The sequence below is a fragment of the Maridesulfovibrio salexigens DSM 2638 genome (assembly GCF_000023445.1).
Classification (GTDB): Bacteria; Desulfobacterota; Desulfovibrionia; order Desulfovibrionales; family Desulfovibrionaceae; genus Maridesulfovibrio; species Maridesulfovibrio salexigens.
Window position 1 is genome coordinate 3754299 of record NC_012881.1, and the last position, 19695, is coordinate 3773993.

At 48.0% G+C, this 19695-nt stretch carries 16 protein-coding genes and 1 tRNA gene; 3 read left to right on the top strand and 14 right to left on the bottom strand.

From position 1 onward, the window contains the following. Nucleotides 1-23: 23 nt before the first annotated feature. The 4 genes from DESAL_RS17135 to rfaE2 form a co-directional block, all read right to left on the bottom strand. Nucleotides 24-779 (bottom strand): zinc ribbon domain-containing protein, encoded by a 756-nt coding sequence (locus DESAL_RS17135; RefSeq protein ID WP_015853225.1) that lies wholly within the window; start codon nucleotides 777-779, stop codon nucleotides 24-26. 127 nt (nucleotides 780-906) lie between these two features. Next, a complete protein-coding gene (locus DESAL_RS17140) occupies nucleotides 907-1716 on the bottom strand; it encodes a Nif3-like dinuclear metal center hexameric protein (RefSeq protein WP_015853226.1) in 810 nt (269 codons plus the stop codon). Nucleotides 1717-1926: 210 nt separating this feature from the next. Beyond that, a tRNA-Ile gene (locus DESAL_RS17145) sits at nucleotides 1927-2002 on the bottom strand. Between the two features lie 134 nt (nucleotides 2003-2136). Continuing rightward, nucleotides 2137-2643: a D-glycero-beta-D-manno-heptose 1-phosphate adenylyltransferase gene (gene rfaE2 / locus DESAL_RS17150; protein ID WP_015853227.1), complete on the bottom strand. Its 507-nt coding sequence runs from the start codon at nucleotides 2641-2643 to the stop codon at nucleotides 2137-2139. A 192-nt stretch (nucleotides 2644-2835) separates the two neighbouring features. Here rfaE2 and DESAL_RS17155 point away from each other — a divergent pair, with 192 nt between their 5' ends. Beyond that, the gene (locus DESAL_RS17155) at nucleotides 2836-3486 is read left to right on the top strand and encodes a CPBP family intramembrane glutamic endopeptidase (protein ID WP_015853228.1); all 651 of its coding nucleotides are present in this window, start codon (nucleotides 2836-2838) and stop codon (nucleotides 3484-3486) included. 389 nt (nucleotides 3487-3875) lie between these two features. Here DESAL_RS17155 and DESAL_RS17165 read toward each other — a convergent pair whose 3' ends face one another. From DESAL_RS17165 to DESAL_RS17175, 3 genes are all read right to left on the bottom strand, one after another. Further along, complete coding sequence (locus tag DESAL_RS17165; protein WP_015853229.1) at nucleotides 3876-4646, bottom strand: YkgJ family cysteine cluster protein; 771 nt, start codon at nucleotides 4644-4646, stop codon at nucleotides 3876-3878. Between the two features lie 20 nt (nucleotides 4647-4666). After that, complete coding sequence (locus tag DESAL_RS17170; RefSeq protein ID WP_015853230.1) at nucleotides 4667-6325, bottom strand: glycosyltransferase family 2 protein; 1659 nt, start codon at nucleotides 6323-6325, stop codon at nucleotides 4667-4669. Nucleotides 6326-6519: 194 nt separating this feature from the next. After that, nucleotides 6520-7011 carry a PACE efflux transporter gene (locus DESAL_RS17175; RefSeq protein WP_015853231.1) on the bottom strand — a complete coding sequence of 164 codons (492 nt, stop codon included), beginning with the start codon at nucleotides 7009-7011 and terminating at the stop codon, nucleotides 6520-6522. A gap of 94 nt (nucleotides 7012-7105) precedes the next feature. On the opposite strand from DESAL_RS17175, the gene DESAL_RS17180 reads away from it, so the two are divergent. Beyond that, entirely contained in the window at nucleotides 7106-8002 is an 897-nt protein-coding gene (locus DESAL_RS17180) for a LysR family transcriptional regulator (protein WP_015853232.1), read from the top strand. Here the strand turns inward: DESAL_RS17180 and DESAL_RS17185 are convergent. The 4 genes from DESAL_RS17185 to DESAL_RS17200 all read right to left on the bottom strand — a co-directional run bounded on the left by DESAL_RS17185 (nucleotide 7992) and on the right by DESAL_RS17200 (nucleotide 13718). After that, nucleotides 7992-10067, bottom strand: a complete 2076-nt coding sequence (locus DESAL_RS17185) for a glycosyltransferase (RefSeq protein ID WP_015853233.1) — start codon at nucleotides 10065-10067, stop codon at nucleotides 7992-7994. The two genes, DESAL_RS17180 and DESAL_RS17185, sit on opposite strands and share 11 nt — an antisense overlap. 77 nt (nucleotides 10068-10144) lie before the next feature. Beyond that, nucleotides 10145-11926, bottom strand: coding sequence for an amino acid ABC transporter permease (locus DESAL_RS17190; RefSeq protein ID WP_015853234.1), 1782 nt, complete (start codon nucleotides 11924-11926; stop codon nucleotides 10145-10147). 80 nt (nucleotides 11927-12006) lie between these two features. Continuing rightward, on the bottom strand, nucleotides 12007-12828 hold the full coding sequence (locus DESAL_RS17195) for a transporter substrate-binding domain-containing protein (protein WP_015853235.1): 822 nt from the start codon (nucleotides 12826-12828) through the stop codon (nucleotides 12007-12009). A 161-nt stretch (nucleotides 12829-12989) separates the two neighbouring features. Beyond that, nucleotides 12990-13718 (bottom strand): amino acid ABC transporter ATP-binding protein, encoded by a 729-nt coding sequence (locus DESAL_RS17200; RefSeq protein ID WP_015853236.1) that lies wholly within the window; start codon nucleotides 13716-13718, stop codon nucleotides 12990-12992. A gap of 462 nt (nucleotides 13719-14180) precedes the next feature. On the opposite strand from DESAL_RS17200, the gene DESAL_RS17205 reads away from it, so the two are divergent. Further along, on the top strand, nucleotides 14181-15608 hold the full coding sequence (locus DESAL_RS17205) for a sigma-54-dependent transcriptional regulator (protein WP_015853237.1): 1428 nt from the start codon (nucleotides 14181-14183) through the stop codon (nucleotides 15606-15608). A 74-nt stretch (nucleotides 15609-15682) separates the two neighbouring features. Here the strand turns inward: DESAL_RS17205 and DESAL_RS17210 are convergent, their stop codons facing one another. The 3 genes from DESAL_RS17210 to DESAL_RS17220 are packed head-to-tail and all read right to left on the bottom strand — an operon-like array spanning nucleotide 15683 to nucleotide 19455. Continuing rightward, the gene (locus DESAL_RS17210) at nucleotides 15683-16738 is read right to left on the bottom strand and encodes an ABC transporter ATP-binding protein (protein WP_015853238.1); all 1056 of its coding nucleotides are present in this window, start codon (nucleotides 16736-16738) and stop codon (nucleotides 15683-15685) included. A gap of 29 nt (nucleotides 16739-16767) precedes the next feature. Beyond that, nucleotides 16768-18483: an ABC transporter permease gene (locus tag DESAL_RS17215; RefSeq protein WP_015853239.1), complete on the bottom strand. Its 1716-nt coding sequence runs from the start codon at nucleotides 18481-18483 to the stop codon at nucleotides 16768-16770. Between the two features lie 3 nt (nucleotides 18484-18486). Continuing rightward, nucleotides 18487-19455 carry an ABC transporter substrate-binding protein gene (locus DESAL_RS17220; protein WP_015853240.1) on the bottom strand — a complete coding sequence of 323 codons (969 nt, stop codon included), beginning with the start codon at nucleotides 19453-19455 and terminating at the stop codon, nucleotides 18487-18489. Between the last annotated feature and the right edge of the window lie 240 nt (nucleotides 19456-19695).

A 19695-nucleotide genomic window follows, 5' to 3' on the forward strand; every position in this document is an offset into this window, starting at 1 on the left:
AAAAAAGCCGGAGACATTAAAAACTATTTTTCGTCTTTCTGGAGAGCTTTAGGCTTTGCAGCTTCGGGAATGTGCTCAATCCAGTAGATGAGGCGCTGGCAGTTGGGGCAGCTGAGAATCTGCTTGCCTTCCTGCAGCACGTTGTATTCCTGCGGCGGAATCATAATGTTACAGCCGGTGCACACTGCATCTTCAACAGGCACGATAACCGGATGAGCAAGACGAGAGCGGATGAACTCGTAACGCCCAAGAATAGGCTTGGGAACAACTTCACCGGCCTTGTTACGACGCTTGTTGAGTTTATCCAATTCACCGTTGGCAGCATCAAGTTTTTCCTTGAGACCGGCGCGCTTTTCAGTAAGCTCTTCGTTCAGTTCCTTGATTTTACCTTCAATGTCAGCCATCAGTTCGGTCTGACGTTCGGTCTCTTCAAGAACGGTGATCTTTTCTTCTTCACGAAGTCTGTTCAGCTTTTCAAGGCTGTCCATCTCACGCATCATGGCGTGGTATTCCTTGGTGGTACCAACCAGCATCAGCTTGCTCTTGCTCTTTTTTACCTTAACGGAATCTTCTTCGATTTCGTGTTCGAGCTTTTTCTTCTGCTCGGCAAGCAGATCAAGCTTTTCAGTCAGCTGCTGTTTACGCTTTTCAAGGGATTCCTTGCGGGATTCAAGGGCAGCCACATCTTTGGGCGCCTGATCGATTTCCGCTTCAAGAAGGATGATTTCGTCGTCAACCTTCTGCAAAACAACAAGCTGTTCTATCTGTTTTTCATACATTATTGGGTCCCCTTTTGCGGACGGCCTTATCAGGGCCTCCGCCACATCGATGTTCGGAAACTTAAATACAATCCCGTAAGGCCTCTACGGAACTGTTAATTCTCTTTTGTCATGACAGCCCGTTATTTCAGGGCCTGCGCACGCCTTCCCCCTGCACATGATAAGCGAAGGGATTGCGTCCGCTGAAAAATTTCACTTCTACTTCCTTTCCGAGATCTTCTCCGAGAAGAACGGAAAAACGGCGCATCATTTCCTCTTCCAAGGAAAAATGCCCCACATCAAGTACTGCGCCTACACTTTCCTGTGCAGGATGGTACTTCACATCCCCGGTAATGAATACATCCGCTCCAAGGCCGAAAGCCTTATCCATGAACGAAGATCCCGAACCGGGACACATGGCTACACAGCCGACCTTTTCAGGTTCCGGACCGCACAGGGCCACAACCCCGCAACCGGAAAGCTGCGAAACACGCTCTACAAAATCTGCGAAAACAACCGGAGTAGAATATTCTCCAATACAACCGTATCCGAGTATATCACCGGCCTCGTTTTCCGCAACCTGATCAAGCACACGCAGATTTTCAAGCTCAAGCTCCCGCCCGAGCCATGATACAGCACCCTTGAACTGCACATCCAAAGAGGTGTGCGAAGCAAAAAGGGTCACATCCGCGCAAAAGACCTGCTTCATAACATCATGAAACCAGTCCAGCTTTGCAGGCAGCTTTGCTTCAATAGCCAGCGGATGGTGGGTCAGCACAAACTGCGCCCCCCATTCAAGGGCTGAAGAAACAACCTGCGGCAACGGATCAAGGGCCACAGCTACTTTGGTAACATCCCTTTCCGATCCCGCGATTTGAACACCGCAATTATCCCACGGGGCAGCAAACCCCGAAGGAACAAGTGACTCGATCCTGCTGATAACTTCTGCTGTCTTCATAACGGCCACCATTTGCCATGCACACGGCTGCTCATTGCCATGCAAGGAAGATGTTCAATTATTTCCGCTCGTAATCAAATTCAACACATCAAAATACAATAAAATAATATGCTCCCGCAAGGGCTGTCCCCCGGGAGCACAACAGCTTTCGAATGTTAGAAAGCAGAAAGAATTTGGATTGTATTTTGATTTGTATCCATATGAAATAAGTGGTGGGCCAACCAGGATTCGAACCTGGGACCATCCGGTTATGAGCCGGGGGCTCTGCCAACTGAGCTATTGGCCCGTTTCGCCAAGCGAGTCGAGCTTAATAGCCCAACATCCATCGACTTGTCAAGGGTAAAACAAAACACAATTCTTCAAACTAGATAATAACTTCTAGCATAAAAATAAAGCATTTAAAACCAAAGGCAACCTGAACTATTCGATTTCATTCTCGCGAATGTGACGAATCACCCCGGTAGTGGAATATCCGGGCAATAGCGGCAAGGAAAGCACTTCACCGCCACGTCCTTCGACAATATCCCGACCCACAATATTATCCACGGTCCAATCGCCACCCTTGATCAACACATCCGGCTGGACCTTATTGATCAGGTTGTACGGAGTGTCTTCATCAAAGAAAATTACGTAGTCAATACAGGCCAGCCCTGCGAGAACAAAAGCTCTCTGTTGCTGTCCGGTAACCGGACGTTTTTCCCCCTTAATGGAACGCACGGATTTATCGCTGTTCAGGCCCAGCACCAGCAAATCGCCCTGCTCACGGGCACGGGAAAGCAGGTCCACATGTCCGGCATGCAGGATATCGAAGCAGCCGTTAGTAAAAACAATCTTTTTCTCAGCCGGGAAATCCGCCCTGATCTTTGCAAATTCGTCCGCAGAGAGTATCTTGGGGCTATTCAGTTCTATATTTAATTGTTCAGACAAGATTATATCTCCAATTTATTTGAGGCGCTTCGCGCTTTTTGATGAAAAGGATTCGCCTCCGGCGGCCAAAGAAACTTTTTGGAAAAAGTTTCTCTGGACTCTTCAAAAACTTTCAATTTGGCTTCGCCGCTCTATACGCACAAACCGTCATAAATTTAATCAGCAATCCGCTATTGGCAAGGAGTAATCAGCGTGATCAACAATAAAACCACAATCCTTTTTCTCGCCGCCCTGCCATTCTACCTCAATGACTTCAACAACATCTTCATTAAACACGAACTGCTCTGGCTGGCAATTGACTACGGAGCAAAAATCATCCCGCTGGGATTTCTGTATTATCTACTGAGAAGAGGGGAACTTAATCGAGCGGACCTCGGCCTTGTACCGCTGCCGATGAAACAGTTAATCCTCTGGACAATAGGAATTAGCGTGCTCGGCCTCTGCCTTGATGAACCGGGATTTGCGCTCTGGTCCAAGGTGCTGCCATCCATGCGGCTGGGTTCCATTCCCATCGGAACAGACTCGCCACTCTACATGCTGGACATGACTTTCGGATTGGCACTGGTCGCTATCTCCGAAGAAGCCATCTTTCGCGGACTTACCTTCACTGCGCTGAAGGATCGCAGCTATTCCATACCCAAAATATTCCTCATCTCCGCAATTATCTTCGGCCTGATCCACTGGTCACAAGGCCCAGTAGCAGTCATAGCAACAGCAATAACCGGATCAGGGCTCATGGTCTGCATGTACTCAACAAGATCAATATACCCGACCATAATCGCGCACTACGTGATTAATTATCTATCGTTTTCTGGGAAGGCTGTGGAATTTTGGGGATTGTAGACACTAAATGACGCTTGCTTGCAGAAGGCCACACCTCTGTTCAATCCCGGCACTATCTAAACTAGGTGGCTGGATAAATAATACTAATAAGATAAGAAAAGTTCCTACAAATTCAGAAACAGAAGTGGAGCTGAAAAGGAGAATTGCAGTTCCAACAACAGAACAAGTATAAGATATGAATTTCATCATAGCACCCCCATTAACATTAAACTGATTTCTATTTTCTTTTGTAGATATGGGGGATATCAACAGAGGCGTATGGTCCGCCTTCATGGAAGCGTGGGCTCCTGCAAGCAAACGTCTATTATTCAATATACAACAAAGACACTATTGTCAAGCTTAGGACCTAGTTAGTACTCCTAACTAGGCCCTAAAACAATATGTTTACCTTACTTCTTAGGCTGCAAATTTTCAGAAGAACCGAGCACAATCAGCTCAACCCAATCGAGGGCGAAGCTGAGGCATTCTTCTTCGTCATTGAGGATAGCCTGCTGGCGCTCCTCGGAAATATCAAGACGGGAGAACACGTTCATGTCTTTGATAAAATTAATGAAGTTATCTACCTGATAGAGGGCGAGAAAAGCCATATTCAGCTTGCGTTCATCAAGGACAACACCAGCTTTATGGGCGCGGTTCATGATACGCATATAGCGGTCATTAACTTCGTTGTACGGTTCGAGTCCCTGATCTTTCAGCCATTCATCGCTGGTCCAAGCCTTGTCTTCTTCAAATCCACGACAGTGAGGTTCCTGAACGATGAAAAACTGTTCGATGGTCTCGCCGTTCTCGTCCATACGGGAAGCACGCCCAAGGGGGTAAGTGCGGCAGGCACCAGGACGGTTTTCATAGATAGAACAACCTTCTTCACGCACGAAAGGACAACTGCGCTTAGCATTGTCGAGCATACGCAGTTTGCACATGGGAAAACCGGTTCCAGGAGTACGGGTAATATCCGCATGGTTGTGGATGAATTTCTTGCTGTCGTGCCCCAAACCCTTGCGCAAACGAAGAACATCGTAAGGGGTGAGCATGAGGTTAAGGTCACCGCAGCAGGCGTTGAAGCAACGCACTTCGGGATGACAGGCAAAACCGAAAGTCTTACCGGGTTCCAGCTCTGGCAGGTTATTCAGAAATTCCTGAGTTTGATCATGGTCGGACATGGCACTCTCCCTGTATTTGGCTATCCGGCCAGAATCCCCTTCCGCACCAGATACTGCATCTTTTTCTCAAGGTCGGACTGAAGAAGCCTTTCTTCATCAGCCATTATCTGCAGTATTTCGCTACGCGGATGCATGGCCTGCATCTTATATTTGTTACCCAGCGCATTGCCTTCCTGTGCGGCATTGGTATGGCTGGCAAATCCGGTCCGCTTACGGTGCAGGATACGCAAATGCCCCTGATAAACAGGAAAATCACCTTTCAGGCAACTGCGCAAATCATGCTCCAGATCGTCATACTGCGAGGGAGAAAGGAACAGGGAAAAGCCTCCGTTGTCAAGCAGCTTCTGTGTCCTGAACAGATGACAACACCCGGTAACAGAACCGCAAGGGCGCATGAAATCGAAATATCCACTGTCTAAAAGATAGAGATGTAGATCCGAACACCGGAAAGGGTTTGGTGCGATCTTGGACAAATCCACTTCAGGCCCGTCGCCTTCATCACCCACGGGCTGAATGATGTGCAGGTCCACGGACTGCATGACTGAGGGAGCGGCATGATCCAAAACCTTGCAGCCCCAGACTCCGGCTTCGGGATAGGCTTCGACCGCTGCGCCGAAACGGGAAATCCAGTCCGGCTCAACTTCCACATCGTCATCAAGGTAGACCGCAAAATCGGATTCCATAACCTGTGATTCCTTCATCAACCAGTTGCGGGCAGCGGCAGCTCCTACGTTTACGGGCAGATCAATGCGCACCATCTGCTCCCCGAACTCACTCTGCCACTTGTTGATGACCTCGGCAGTGCCATCAGAAGAACCGTTATCGAGCATAAAAATCTTGGCCCCGTGCAGTTCGGAGCGATGCAGGGAACTGAGCGTTGCTTCCAGCTCTTCAGCCTTGTTGAAACAGTAGAGAAGAATGGCCAGACTTCCGGGCAACGGAGAAGTCTTTTCATCCAATCCGCAAGCCAGATCATAGACGCGCATAGCTTCGGAAGTTCTCCAAGGTTGTGCCCCCACAGCCCCGGCAAGGATAGAAATGGCGGTTTCGCGTTCCCCAAGCTTCAAAGATACGGATGCAACAAGCTGAGCCATGTTATTCAGTCCGAAAACGTCAGAAGCGGACATAAGTAGAGGAAATGCTTCTGCCGCATTTTCACTCATATAGTGTAAAAAGGCTCTGGAGCAGTTAATTGCCGGAAGAATTTCAGCGGAGAACTCTCCTGACAATATTTCCAACCCGAATCCAAAATCGGCAAAAGCCCCGGCATGTACCATACCCTGCTGTATCCAGAAGAGATTACCCGGTTCTTTTTCAAGAGAAGAAAGGATATATTTCTTGACCTTGTCAGCATCACGCTTACCTGTAATGCGCAAAAAATATGAAAGGTTTTCCGGCTGCTTCCAATTGGCAGCAACTCCCTTAAGGCAGGATACTACAGAAGAAGGGAAAAGCGGCAACAAGCCTTCTATCCGGCTAAGCTGTGCTGCGGTATTGCCATCTAAAGGGTTGGAGCTATAGGCCGCAAGCAACAATTCAACACCCAACTGCGGGTCTGATTCCAAAGCATGTGCCCCGACATCAAAAAGATGCTTCGCCCCCACGGACCCCATCAAGAGTTTGCGGCGAACGGGTTCGTGCATATCAGACCAATAAGTATCGCTGTAGAGTTTGCCCATTTATATTCCCTTCTGATTAACGGATGGATTATTCAAACCCACGTTAACCAAAAGAAATCCCCTCCACAACTCTTCTTGTAAAAACAAAAATGGAGAAGAGTTCTTCGACCCTTCTCCATAAATCTCTTGTGCTGGAACCAATGGTCAAGCCCCCCACAGTATACAGAGGAGACTCCAGTGCCACAAATTGCAGTTTACCGATCAACAGACCAAACACTGCATTGGACAGGCTCGCGCAACGCAGCCTGTCTTTTAGGGATGCATTTTAAATGCTCCTGAGAATCAAAAGCCCTGTTCATGAAGAGATTGTAAGCACCTGCAAGCATAGCCATAAACAATCCTAAAGCCAAAGCCTTGCCGCCCCCGACACCCAGCACGCGTATAGCAGTGAGCACGACAACAGGCAGCATAATCGATTCAAGCAGCAAAGAATGTAACAGCCTCAGCCCGAGACTGCGCTCATAGAGATCCCTACCTTGCCGAAGCATCGTATGATCAAACACCAATGTATAAATATAGTTAACCGGAATAGTCATAAGTGAGACCATCACCATGAACCGTCCGGTAATATCGGAATTCTGCCAAAGGACTAACGACAAAATCGGCGTCATTAAAACCATCAGCGAAAGATCAATCACTAAAACAAAAATAGCCCGAAATACGGGTGAACGTAATGTTGTTTGCACAGCTTCTCTCCTTTCTTGTTTTTTATTTCTTTCAATCTTTTATTCAGTTTGGTAAAGATAGAAACAATCTTAAAACAAGATAGGTTATATCAACATGAGATTTTCCATTGAGCACATAGAAGCATTTGTCACGGTAGTCGATACGGGATCATTTTCCGCCGCTGCCCGGAGCCTAGGCAAAGTTCAAAGCCAGATAAGCACAGCCATTGCGAATCTGGAAGATGATCTTGGAATCACCCTTTTTGACCGGAGCGGAAAATATCCACAGATTACGCAGAAAGGAGAAGAGCTTCTTTTTAAATCCCGCAAACTTTTGCGCCAATCAGAAAAATTGATCAAACATGCCGACCGCCTCGCCTTAGGCGAACAGACATTGCTGCGCCTTGCACTGGACGAGTATATGCCCCTGCATATTACAACTCAGGTCCTTAATTCTTTCCAAGAGAGATTTCCGACCATTGACTTAGAAGTACTCTGGGGGGCTGTGGGCAATGTGCAAAAAAATGTAAGTTCGGGACAAGCGGACGTTGGAATAGATGTCCCAGTGGACAATATTGCATCATCCGGACTTTCTTTTAAAAAGTTGTCTCTTATGGAATTCTGTGCTGTGGCTGCACCAAACCATCCCTTGGCAGACATGAAAGCACTGACCAAAGAGACACTGCAATCATATAGACAAGCAATGGGCATGAGCCAGCACGGTTCCCGGCTCCCGGATTCATTCAAAAAAAGCGATCAGGTATGGCTGTTTGAGGACAGCCGGTTAATCCACCGTCTGGTTCTGGCCGGAACAGTCTGGGCAGGATTGCCCCGCAATATGGTTGCGGAGGACCTTCTATCCGGTAAACTGGTAGAACTTCCCATAAAGCTAGCTGAAAATGAACTGAAAGGAATCTTCTACTACGTCTGGAATGTTGCGCATGAGCTGACCCCGGCAGAACAATGGCTCTGCGAAAATTTCGGTAAGAAACTTCGCGACGCTATTTCTTAATCAGCCGGTCAATGTCCGGCAGTGCAGTCTGAGGCTTATCTCCGGGCAATGAGGAATACACGGTCAGAAGCGATTGCGCTTTTGCTGTGGTAGACATGAAAGAACGCACGATCCTGCGATTCAAACGTCCCATTTCACTACGCAACTCACCGTCTTCGATGAGTCTTTTCATGGACGTGGCGAGAGCTTCGGTGTCTTCCACTTCGCAGAGCAGTCCGTTGACTCCGTCGCGGATCAGCTCAGCAGTGCCCCCTGCCTTGGTGCAAATGGCTGCCAAGCCGCACTCGAAAGCTTCAAGCAGGGTGTTGGGCATGGATTCCTGACGTGAACTCATGACGTAAATATGCGAGGTCGCCAGCAGCTTAACAACTTCCTCATGGGGGATATAGCCGGGGCACTCAATACGCTCCAACGTTGCCGGAGAAGCAACATCCCGATATGCGGAAAGGTCTTCCATTCCCACGGCAATAAAACGAACGCCTTCGCATTTGTCCTGCGCCAGCAAACGGTCCACCGCCTTGATATATACATCAGGACCTTTGGCGTGACCCTCGTTACCTACGTAAATAATGGAAGTTTCCGCAGCGCGCTTGGGCTTGCGCCCTCCGCCCACAAAAGAGTTGTAGACCACCTGCGCACGCTTGGGCAGCACAAAATGTTTGAGCAGGACTTCACGGCTCTTGGCAGAGTTGCAAATGTAACCGTTACCGATAAGCGAAAAGAGCGGCGCCAGCGGATTAGGTTTGTAGATAACACCACGGTTAAAGAAAAGTTTGAACTTGCGCCCGCCAAGCAAGGAAAGTCCCTTGGCAATGCAACCGATTTTGACCGCACGGTTGTGATAGGTATGAACCACATCCACCTGGTGCTCTTCGATCACATGGGAAAGGAACCCAGCAGCAGCGAGCATATTCTTGAAGTCATCCAGAACAATAACTTCAACACCCAATTCTTCCAGTTCCGGAATAAGCTTAGAGCCGGGTTTGAGCACGGCCACTACACCGAGTCCGGCATGAATCATGGCTCTGGCACTGTTGATCAGCTGCCTGCTGCCGCCGGAAAGCTTTTCGGTATCGGTGATATAGAGGACCTTGCCGATATCATTGCGCTTGGTGAAAAATTTGAAGCAAAGCATGGCTGAGGCTTCATTGGAATACATATGCAACCGCTGCTTGATCCATGCAGCATCTTTGCTGGTGCCAACCCCGATTCGGTTGATACGCATAGGATCGGTGCCGAGCATATTAGCAGAACGCTCAAGGGTGAAAGTTCCGCAGAATCCGGCTGCTGCAGCCTCCTGCATACCGATGACATCGAAATCTCCCCAAGGCCAACAGAAGAATTGACGGCGCGCACCATTGATCTTCTTGATTTTTTCAAGGCAGGTTTTGAAATCTTCGCGAATAAATTTGCGTCTTTCATCATCGGAGCGACGCTTGAAGGTTACCTTGCCCTTACGGAACTGAGGCCAGAGCCCATTGTAGGCAAAAGCACTGCCATAATCATAGGTCGGCAGCTCAGAATCAAATTTACGATACACACCCCATGTAGACCAATGGGAGTCTGCAGAAAAATTACCTTTGAAACGGAAATCCTTGAAGCAACCCTGATGACGGCAGGTGTGGGCGTAAACTTCCATACCTTTGTCATGAACCAGCGATTTCAGTTCCGCTTCATTCATGAACTGGGAATTGTCGTTTTCAGAGAGAGCCTTGATGAAGGACTCACGCATGGAGAGCATCTGCGGAACATCCGCCCTGCTCCTGATCTTTCCCTGACCGATAAAATCACTGACCGCAAAAAAGACCCCGGTCATACCCCGCTCTTCAAGCATGGGCACAACATTGATCCAGTTGCTGATATGGCAATCATCAAAGGTGAGCACCACATATTTATCGTCAATGGGCTTGCGACCCATGCAGATTTCATAAAGATGGTCGGCAGTAATGGTCTTGAATCCCATCTCCTGAATCATATCAAGATGGGAAGCAAAAGTGGCGGGGGAATGACCGTCCTCTTCACAGACGGCGTGATAACAAAAAACAGGAACACTCTTACCGAGCATGCGACAACTCCGAAACGCTTCGATGTCAAAAGCCCTCCCCCCGTAAAATTATACTTAAACGGGGGGAGGGAAATCAATTACATTTGCAGACGGAAAGTTTCGGTTGAAAGCTTCCGTTCGAGTCGTCTTGCCACGAGACTCATCAGGTAGCAACAAATAAAGTACAAAAATGCTACGGTAGTATAAATTTCAAAGGGATAGATCATCAGCCTGTTGTTGAGACCCTGAGCAACAAAGGTAAGCTCGAGAACTCCGATAACAAAAGCCAGAGAGGTGTCTTTGAAAATCGCAATAAACTGTCCCACAATAGCCGGAAGCATCTGCTTCAATGCCTGCGGAAGGATAACTTTACGCATGGCCTGCCAGTAAGTCAGCCCGGTAGAAACCGCAGCTTCAAACTGTCCGGGGGGCAGGTTCTGGATACCGGAACGGACAATCTCAGCCAGATATGCCCCGGTAAATACGGTCAAAGCAATAGTCGCCGACCAGAAAACGTTCAGGAACTGCCCGGTCAGAATCGGGATAAAGAAATAGATCCAAAAAATAACCATAATCAGCGGGTTACCGCGAATAAGCTCAATGTACAAAGTGGACGGGATCAGGAAAAGCTTGTTCTTGGAAGTACGCCCGATACCTACGATCAAACCGATGAAGAAGCTGACAGAAATAGCAATCACCGACATGATAATGGAGAAAGACAGACCGCCCAGTCCCCAAAGAATTTCATTAGGATCACCTTCGGGAAATCTCCACCAAAGCATCGTTCCGATATTCTCGCGAATAACTTCAAAGTTAAATTTGGAGACACCGTAAAGCGCGGACACAACCAGAAAGCCCAGACAAGCCAGAAAAGTACCCTTCCAGATAAGTCCAAGCACCTTGGACAGTTTAGCAATAAACGCCTTGCGCGCAGCCTGTGCGCTGGAAAGGCTGAAGTCATCCTGACGTCTGCGTTTTATACGGCGGTGCATTTTGGCAATGAAAGCAAATGGAGCTTCAAAGGGCCAGAAAAGCATATGCGCAAACTTGTGCCCCAGAGTACGGTCCTTGACCGGAACAATCTGCAGCTTCCAGTTAACCAAAGTAAGGATACCGGCGATGGTCAGGGAGAGGGAAAGATATATTACTGTGGCGGCTGTGGTGGCCTCGAATCCCTTAAAAGTCATACCTTCGATCTGCTGGGAGGCCCAACAGATTTCCGGCACACCTACAACCATAGCCAGCGAAGAGTTCTTCATGTTGTTCAGGAACTCACTGCCCAGCGGCGGAATGATGGCCCGGAAAGCGAGCGGAAGAATAATCTTGGTCAGAGTCTGAAAAGGAGTCAGCCCTGATGAATACGCCGCTTCCAGCAGCCCCTTGGGAATGGACTGGATACCGGCACGAATGACCTCTGCCATAAAGGAACTGGTGTAGATACCAAGCCCAACTGTGGCGGAGAGCATTTCAAAATTCTGATCAAAGAGAAAATTACGGGCTGCTTCCGGTAAGCCCATGGGCAGAGCGAAATACCAGAAGAAAAGCTGCACCAGCAGCGGGGTGTTTCTGAAAAATTCAACGTAACAGGTACAAAAATAATATACCGGCTTGAACTGAGAAAGCCTGCCCAGCCCGAAAAGAATACCGAGGCCCAGCGCAATTGCCGAACTCATAAGCGAAATACTGATGGTCAGGTTTAGACCGGTGACGAGCATTCCGCCCAGCACTTCACCGTAAGAAGGATCTTCTTTGTATAATACCGACCAATCGAATTTGTAGCCGAAGTCGAAGACCCAGCCAAAATAGTAGACCAGTATGGCGGTCACAGTGGCGAGGCATAGATACTGAACCCAAGTTTTTTCCAGATAGCGATTGATCATTGCAGAAACTTTCTCTTTGTCTTCAATTTAAAAAGTGGCGGGGCCACGGGACCCCGCCTGTCTAGCAAATCAAATGAAGCCTAGGGCCACATTTCAATTTTTTCAGTAAGGGGGAAGTAGTATTTGGTGTCAGGACCGTACCACTTGTTGTAGATCTTTTCGTAGGTACCGTCTTTCCACATATCCTGCAGTGCAAAGTTAACGGCGTCACGAAGCTTGGAATCATCTTCAACCAGACCGATGCCGTAAGGCTCGTTGGAGAAGAAGTCGCCAACCAGTTCGTATTTACCGGGAACCTGTGCAGCGTAGCCGAGCAGGATGGTGGAGTCGGTAGACCATGCATCTACGCGGCCCATCTGCAGTGCCTGAAAGCACTCAGATTCTTTCTGGTAAGAGATAACTTTGGGAGCAGCATCGCCGAGGCTCTTGAGCAGGTTCTTAACGTTCAGCTCAGAGGTGGTACCCTGCATAACAGCAACTTTTTTACCTACGAAGTCCTTGAGAGTGGAGAACTTGCCTTTGGGAGCAAGCATCTTCTGACCGTCAAAGAAGTAAGTGATGGAAAAATCGATGGATTTGTCACGGGAACGCTTGTGAGTCATGTTGGAAACGGAAGCGTCAATGCGGCCCTGCTGGAGGAAACCGATACGGGTTTTGTTGTTAACGGGAACCTGATCGATTTTAACGCCCAAGCGTTTTGCTATTTCGTTAGCAATATCAACATCAAATCCAACCCATTCTTTCTTGGCGTTGTAGAAAGCGCCGGGAATGGAGTCAGTCATGATACCGACACGGATAACCTTGTCTTTCATGATTCTGTCATAGGTGGCACCTGCAAATGCAGTTGCAGCAAAAGCCATAACCAGAGCGGCTGCGAGAGCCAGAGTCATAAACCTTTTCATTCTTTCCTCCTGCGTGGAAATAGACAAAGAGTATACAAAAGAGCGATCCCCGACACCGGAAACCGCGAGCTTCCTGATACTGAGCCTGTAAAAATTAATTTACAAGCAATTACCTCACCTCACTATTTACACCCATCATATATAATAGATGGGGAATTCCCCTAATGTGAAAGGATCTTGCTCAAGAAGAGCTTGGAACGTTCATGCTGCGGGTTGTGGAAAAATTCATCGGGAGTGTTTTCCTCAATGAGAGTTCCCTCATCCATAAATATAACCCTGTCCGCAACCTCACGGGCAAAGCCCATTTCATGGGTTACGCAAACCATGGTCATACCTTCACGGGCCAGAGCCTTCATTACGTCCAGCACCTCGTTGATCATTTCCGGATCAAGGGCGGAAGTAGGCTCGTCGAAAAGCATGATATTGGGGCGCATAGCCAGACCGCGGGCAATTGCCACACGCTGCTGCTGACCGCCGGAAAGCTGGGAGGGATAATCCCCGGCCTTGTCCGGGATGTTGACCTTGGAAAGGAGTTCCATGGCCAGATCTTCAGCATCCTTGCGTTTCATATTCCGAACCATTGTCGGGGCAAGGATGATATTTTCCAAAACCGTCATATGCGGATAGAGGTTAAAAGACTGAAATACGAATCCGATCTCCGCCCGCAGCAGGGGCAGGTTAACCCTCGGACCGTTCACATCCATATCTTCTACAATAATTTCACCTTCCTGAATGGGCTCAAGACGGTTAATGCAACGGATCATGGTACTTTTACCAGATCCGGAAGGCCCGCATACAACAACCACTTCGCCTTTTTTAATATGGAGGTTAAGATCCCTCAGGGCGTGGTAGTCACCGTAGTATTTATTGACATTGTTAAATTTTATCACTTTTGTACAAATCCCGTAAAAAATTGTTCTTAGCTCGAAAAAAACGGGTACCAAATGGAACAAAATTCGGCAAGTCCATCTCTATTTTGGATGAACACTTCTTTTTTTAGCGTTTCGCGAATTATCTATCTTATGAAAAATCATTTTTGTTAAAATCACCCCTTATTTTTCCTGCAAAAGACAACTCCACACAATATTGTTGATTTCGTAAATCGAAATTATTTTTAACTTTCTTGCGTTTTGATCATAAATTTTCCTTTCTAATCAATATGAAAGAAAGCCCAAAAATACGCAGTGCAGAACTTAAGCGGGTATTATACAAAAGAATTTCATACATTTTCAACATAAACCCGCCTGCAAAAAGGGATATTCTGCTCGTATTTTAAGATTTTCCCTTAATTAATCAGCCTTAATAATATATATGGAGTTGAAAAGGTTCTCACTTAGAGATATGGAATCTACATGCCTGAGAGTACATTACTATTCATAGCCGAACCCCAATCCGTGACATCCGTGTTTTCCCCGCTCAAAGAAGCGGGTTTTCAAGCCGGACTGGCCGACAACCTTGCCGGGGCCATCAATTTCATTAAAAAGTCAAAACCGTGCCTTATTTTCACCAGGCCGGTCATGCAGGGCTATTCTGCTCAGGCACTTCTGGCCGAAGCCGTAAATATTGAAAATTTCCCTCCGGTAGTGGTTTTTTCCCGCAACGGTTCTGCCGATGAAGCCCAGAGATTCATGGAACTGGGAGCCCGCGATTACTGGCTGGAACCGCTTTCATGGGAGAAGATCAAACTTATGCTTCCTGATGAAAAGCCTTCCTCCATGCCCTCAGCGGATCAGCTGGGAACAGCGGACAAACCTGCCGCACCGGAACAAAAAGGCACACAGGGCCGCTATCAGATCATCGGACAGCACCCGGCTATGGCCCGCGTTCTGGGCCTTGCAAAACAGGTAGCCAAGTCAAAAGCGACAGTACTTATTTCAGGTGAATCAGGAACAGGTAAGGAAATGTTCGCCCGCTTCCTGCATCACCATTCAGACCGCAACGACAAGCCTTTCGTGGCTATCAACTGCGCCGCCCTGCCCGAGCATCTGCTGGAATCAGAACTTTTCGGACATGAGAAAGGCGCATTTACCGGAGCCATCAACCGCAAACTCGGTAAGTTTGAACTGGCTTCCGGCGGAACAATCCTTCTTGATGAAATCACTGAAATGGAGCTGGGCTTACAGGCCAAGCTGCTCAGAGTTTTACAGGAAGGAGAAATCGACCGAGTCGGCGGAGTGGAAACCGTAAAAGTTGACGTACGCGTTCTGGCTACAACCAACCGGGCAATTGAAGAAACAGTAAAGGAAGGCAAATTCAGGCAGGACCTTTTCTACCGCTTGAACGTCATTCCGCTCAAACTTCCCGCCCTTGCGCAGCGCGGGGAAGATATTCTGCTGCTGGCGAAATTTTTCGTTAATAAATACTGCACTGAATACGGACTGTCCCCTCTGGCTTTTTCCGAGGAAGCAACAAACTGGCTGCTGGGTTACGAATGGCCCGGTAACGTACGTGAGTTGCAAAACCTCATGGAAAGAGCGGTCTTGCTGGCTGGTGCAGGCCCCATTGAATCCAAGCATTTCCTTAACGACCCCGATGCATGGATGCCGGATGAAGCACACACCGAAGGTGCTGCTCCTACTGAAGAGCAGACTGCAAATGCTGACGGCGTAGCAGCAGAATTCGCAGTAATGCCCATTTCCGAAATGGAAAAGAAACTGATCATTAAAAGTCTGGACCAGACTTCCGGCAACCGCACCAAGGCCGCAGAGCTACTGGGTATCTCAGTTCGAACACTGCGCAACAAGCTTAATGATTATAAGAAACAGGGTTTGGATTTATAATTTTTCCGCTGAATCAAAAAGAAAAGGGGTTACCGAAAATCGGCAACCCCTTTTTTAATGACTCAATACTGACCTCACCCGATAAACCAGCCGTCTATAATTTCCACTTTTATCTGTGTCCCCGCCTGCATATGGGCAAATCCGGGTAGGCACAGATTCACGGACTCCGAAAGCTCTCCAAGACAATCCACCTGCAATTCCACATGGGTCTGTCCGCCGGTATAAATACTACGTTTGGCTGTACATGAAAGTCCATTCTCCCCCGGTCTTACCCAGCCGCACTTAAGCGCACAAAACCCCTTCTGCCCTGCTTCGGCTCCGCTATGACGAGCCGTGAAACAGTAATCGTCAATGCAAAGCTCGCATTCTGCGGCACCGGATTTTTGAACCTCAACCGGAAGTACCGACCCATTTCCTACAAATCGAGCCACTCCCACTGTTGCCGGACAATCATAAAGTTCCTGCGGAGTTGAAAACTGCACAATATTCCCATGATCCATAACTGCGATGCGGTCAGCAATAGCCATGGCCTCGGACTGATCGTGAGTTACGAAAAGCATGGTTGCTTTAGTCTTTTCATGAAAAGATTTAAATTCCATGAGCATGGATTCACGCAGATGCACATCAAGGTTAGCCAGCGGTTCGTCCAGCAAAACAACATCCGGAGCCATAATCAGACAACGGGCCAATGCCACCCTTTGGCGCTGTCCTCCGGAAAGATCCGCCGGGTTACGGTCCCCCATACCGGAAAGCCCCACGGATTCAAGGGCATCACGCACAGCCAACTTAAGCGCTTGTCCGTTCCTGCCTTTAATTTTTAGTGGATAGCCGATGTTTTCAGCTACATTCATATGCGGCCAGAGGGCGTAGGACTGGAAAACCACCCCCACATTACGGTTCTCCGGGCTGACATGAGTTGTGCCGGAAGAAAAAACATACTCCCCGGCCCGGACCAGACCGGAATCAATTTCCTCAAATCCTGCCAGAACCCGCAGCAAGGTGGTCTTTCCGCAGCCGGATGCACCAAGCACGGAGACCAGCTCCCCGTCATTTATGTTCAGGGAAACGTGATCAAGAGCCACTGTTTCGCCATAACTTTTCACAATATTTTCAATTACAACTTCAGCCATTTAATCTTCCGCAAATAGTAAAAATTTCATCAGCCCTGCCATGGAATCACACCCTTAGGTGCCTTTCGCCCAAGAAAAGAAAGTACGGTCATCAAGAGCAGAACAGCCACAATGACCAAAATGGATACAGCCGATGCAAGCACGGCATTTCCGCTCTCATCGAGGTTAAAGATAACCACGCCCAATGTTTCTGAGCCGGAGCTCCAAAGCAGCACCGAAACGGTCAGCTCATTGAAAGCAGCAAGAAAAATAAACAAGCCTCCGGTGGCTGCGGCGGGCATGATCAAAGGAACAATGATGTCCTTCATGCGTCGGAAGAAACCGGCTCCGCACATCTGGGCAGCCTCTTCCAATACCCGGTCGGTCTGGGTGAAACCGCCTATTACCGGACGCAGTCCCATAGGTAAAAAACGAGCCAGATAAGCCACAAGGATGATCCAGACCGTACCATAAATACTTACTCCGAAGACCGGTTTAAGGAAAAGCAGAATGCACCCGATAGCCAGCACCACTCCGGGAAGAGCATACGGCAACTCCATAAGCGGACTCATAAAGCGGAGCAAAGAATTCTTCTGCCAGACCAGAAAATAGCCCAAAGGGATACCGACCAGGCAGAGAATCAAGGCCGCTCCCCCGGCAAGAGAGAAGCTGTTGATAAACGCCCTTGTGGTTGCGTCATGCTTGAAAAGCACATTGAAGTAGTTGGAAAAGGTCATGGTCTCAGCATTCAACTCCACCCCGAAGGAAGGAATTAATGATGAAAAAAACAGGGCACAGAGAGGAATAACCAACACCAGCAGGATAACCATCCAGCTCGCGAACTCGGCCAGTGAACGTAATTTGCCGAGACGGTATTTAAGCAGTTCAGAAGGAGCACCCACCAAACGGTAGTCCCTACGATTAAGCATGTAGGACTGGAGCAGGATGCCGAATAAGGCAAGCATGCTGATCAATACTGAAAGAGATGCTGCCTCAGCAATAACTTCAGGACCGAACATGGCCAACCGCTGATATATTAATGTAGTCAGAACCGTATAACCGGCAGGAATACCGAGCATAGCCGGAATACCGAAATTACCAATACAGGAGACAAAAGCGAGTGCCATCCCGGCTGTCAGGGCCGGAGTCATCAAAGGCAGCACGATATCACGCAACACTCGACTATTACCAGCACCGCAAACCCGGGCGGCCTCGACCATTTCCCGAGGCATAGCCGCAAGCCCTGCCTTAAGGGAAAGAAATATAAGCGGGGCCTGTTGAATCCCCAAAAGCAGAATTATCCCAAATGGAGAGTACATGGGGTGAGGCGTTCCCGGAGCCGGGGCAATACCCAAAAAATTCAATAACACGCTGGAAGGTCCGAAAAGCTGAATCCATGACAAAGCCGTAATCTGCGGCGGGATCATCATAGGCATCATGAAACAGAAAGTCAGAGCCTTGCGAAAGCGGATGTCAGTCAATCCCACCAGCAATCCCATGGCAGAACCTAACAGAGTCGCCAGCATGGTGGCGCAGCCCCCTACAAAAATAGTATGCCGAAAAGCTTTCCAAGTACCGGATTCATCCATGATTTCACGCAATATCTCAAGGCTGAAGGTCCCATCAGGAACCACGGACTCCACCAGCAAACGAATGGTAGGCATCACGGAAAGAATGCACACCGAGAGAAAAACCGGAAGGAAAATTGCGAGACCGCTATCCCGGGCCGGGATAACCCCGGCCCGGACGGCTTTATTTAAAAACATAGATTAACCGCCGAAAACCTTGACGAATTTTCTTTTGCTCTTTTTATCCTGAGCAAGAGCCTTGGAGGTATCTAGGTTCATAAGCTTTATCTTTGCAGGAAAGCCCTCGGGCGGAGTAATGCCTGCTTTAGCAGGCATAAAACCCTGAGCGGAAGCGAGCTTCTGGCCCTCATCTGAAAGCAGAAAATCTACAAATTTTTTCGCGCCGGTAGGGTTCTTGGCAGTGGAAAGGATAGCCACAGGTTCCGTTACAGCACTGGCTCCCTCTTCAGGAATGATGAAAGTTACAGGAGAACCTTTGAGCTTGTTACGAATTGGCAGGTAGTCGATACAAAAACCGTAGAGTTTTTCACCACTGGCTACAGCCTTGAAGGTTCCGCCGTTACCTTTACTGTTTACTGCGCCATTCTCAGCCAGTTTTTTATATACATCCCAGCCGAGAGCGGAATCCTGAGTCAGTGTATGCATATGCACAGCAGCAGCTCCAGAATAAAGGGGACTGGGCATGATCAAAAGATTCTTTGCCTCAGGACGCTCAAGATCCTTGATCGATTTAGGTTTGAACGGAGCCTTATCATTGTAAATGATTCCGGTACTGATGATCTTTGTGCTGAAAAATTCCCCATCCTTATCGTAAAGGTTCTGATCATAGCCTTTAGTCGGGGCAGCTTTATAAGCCATGAGGCGCCCTTCTTTCTTCAACCCTTCCATGGTCACCATATCAGCAATAAGAATTACATCAGGGCGAGGACTACCCGCTGCAAATTCAGCACGCAATTTATTCATCAGCGCAGTAGTACCTGTACGGGTCCACTCAACATCAATACCGGGATTGGATTTCTTGAAAGCTTCAACGGTCTGCTGGGCATCCTGCTCAAGCTGAGAAGTATAAATCACAATTTTTTCATCCGCATTTACAAAAGAACAAACGCAAAATACGGCAACAAGGGCCATTAGTACGATTTTCTTCATTACTCACTCCTAAAACTGAATTTTAAATAAAAGAAATACATCTCATCTAGATCAGAATTTGCCACAGCGAGTGTCACGATATAGAACCATTACTGAAACATCAATGTGTCATTTTGATAATAAAAACAATAAAATAATTCAGACCTCACAAATCGGAAATAGAAAAAAACTATTCATCCAAGGACTGTTTTGCTCTATTTCAAAACATTTTTCCGAGAAATATGCTTAGCCATTGATGTT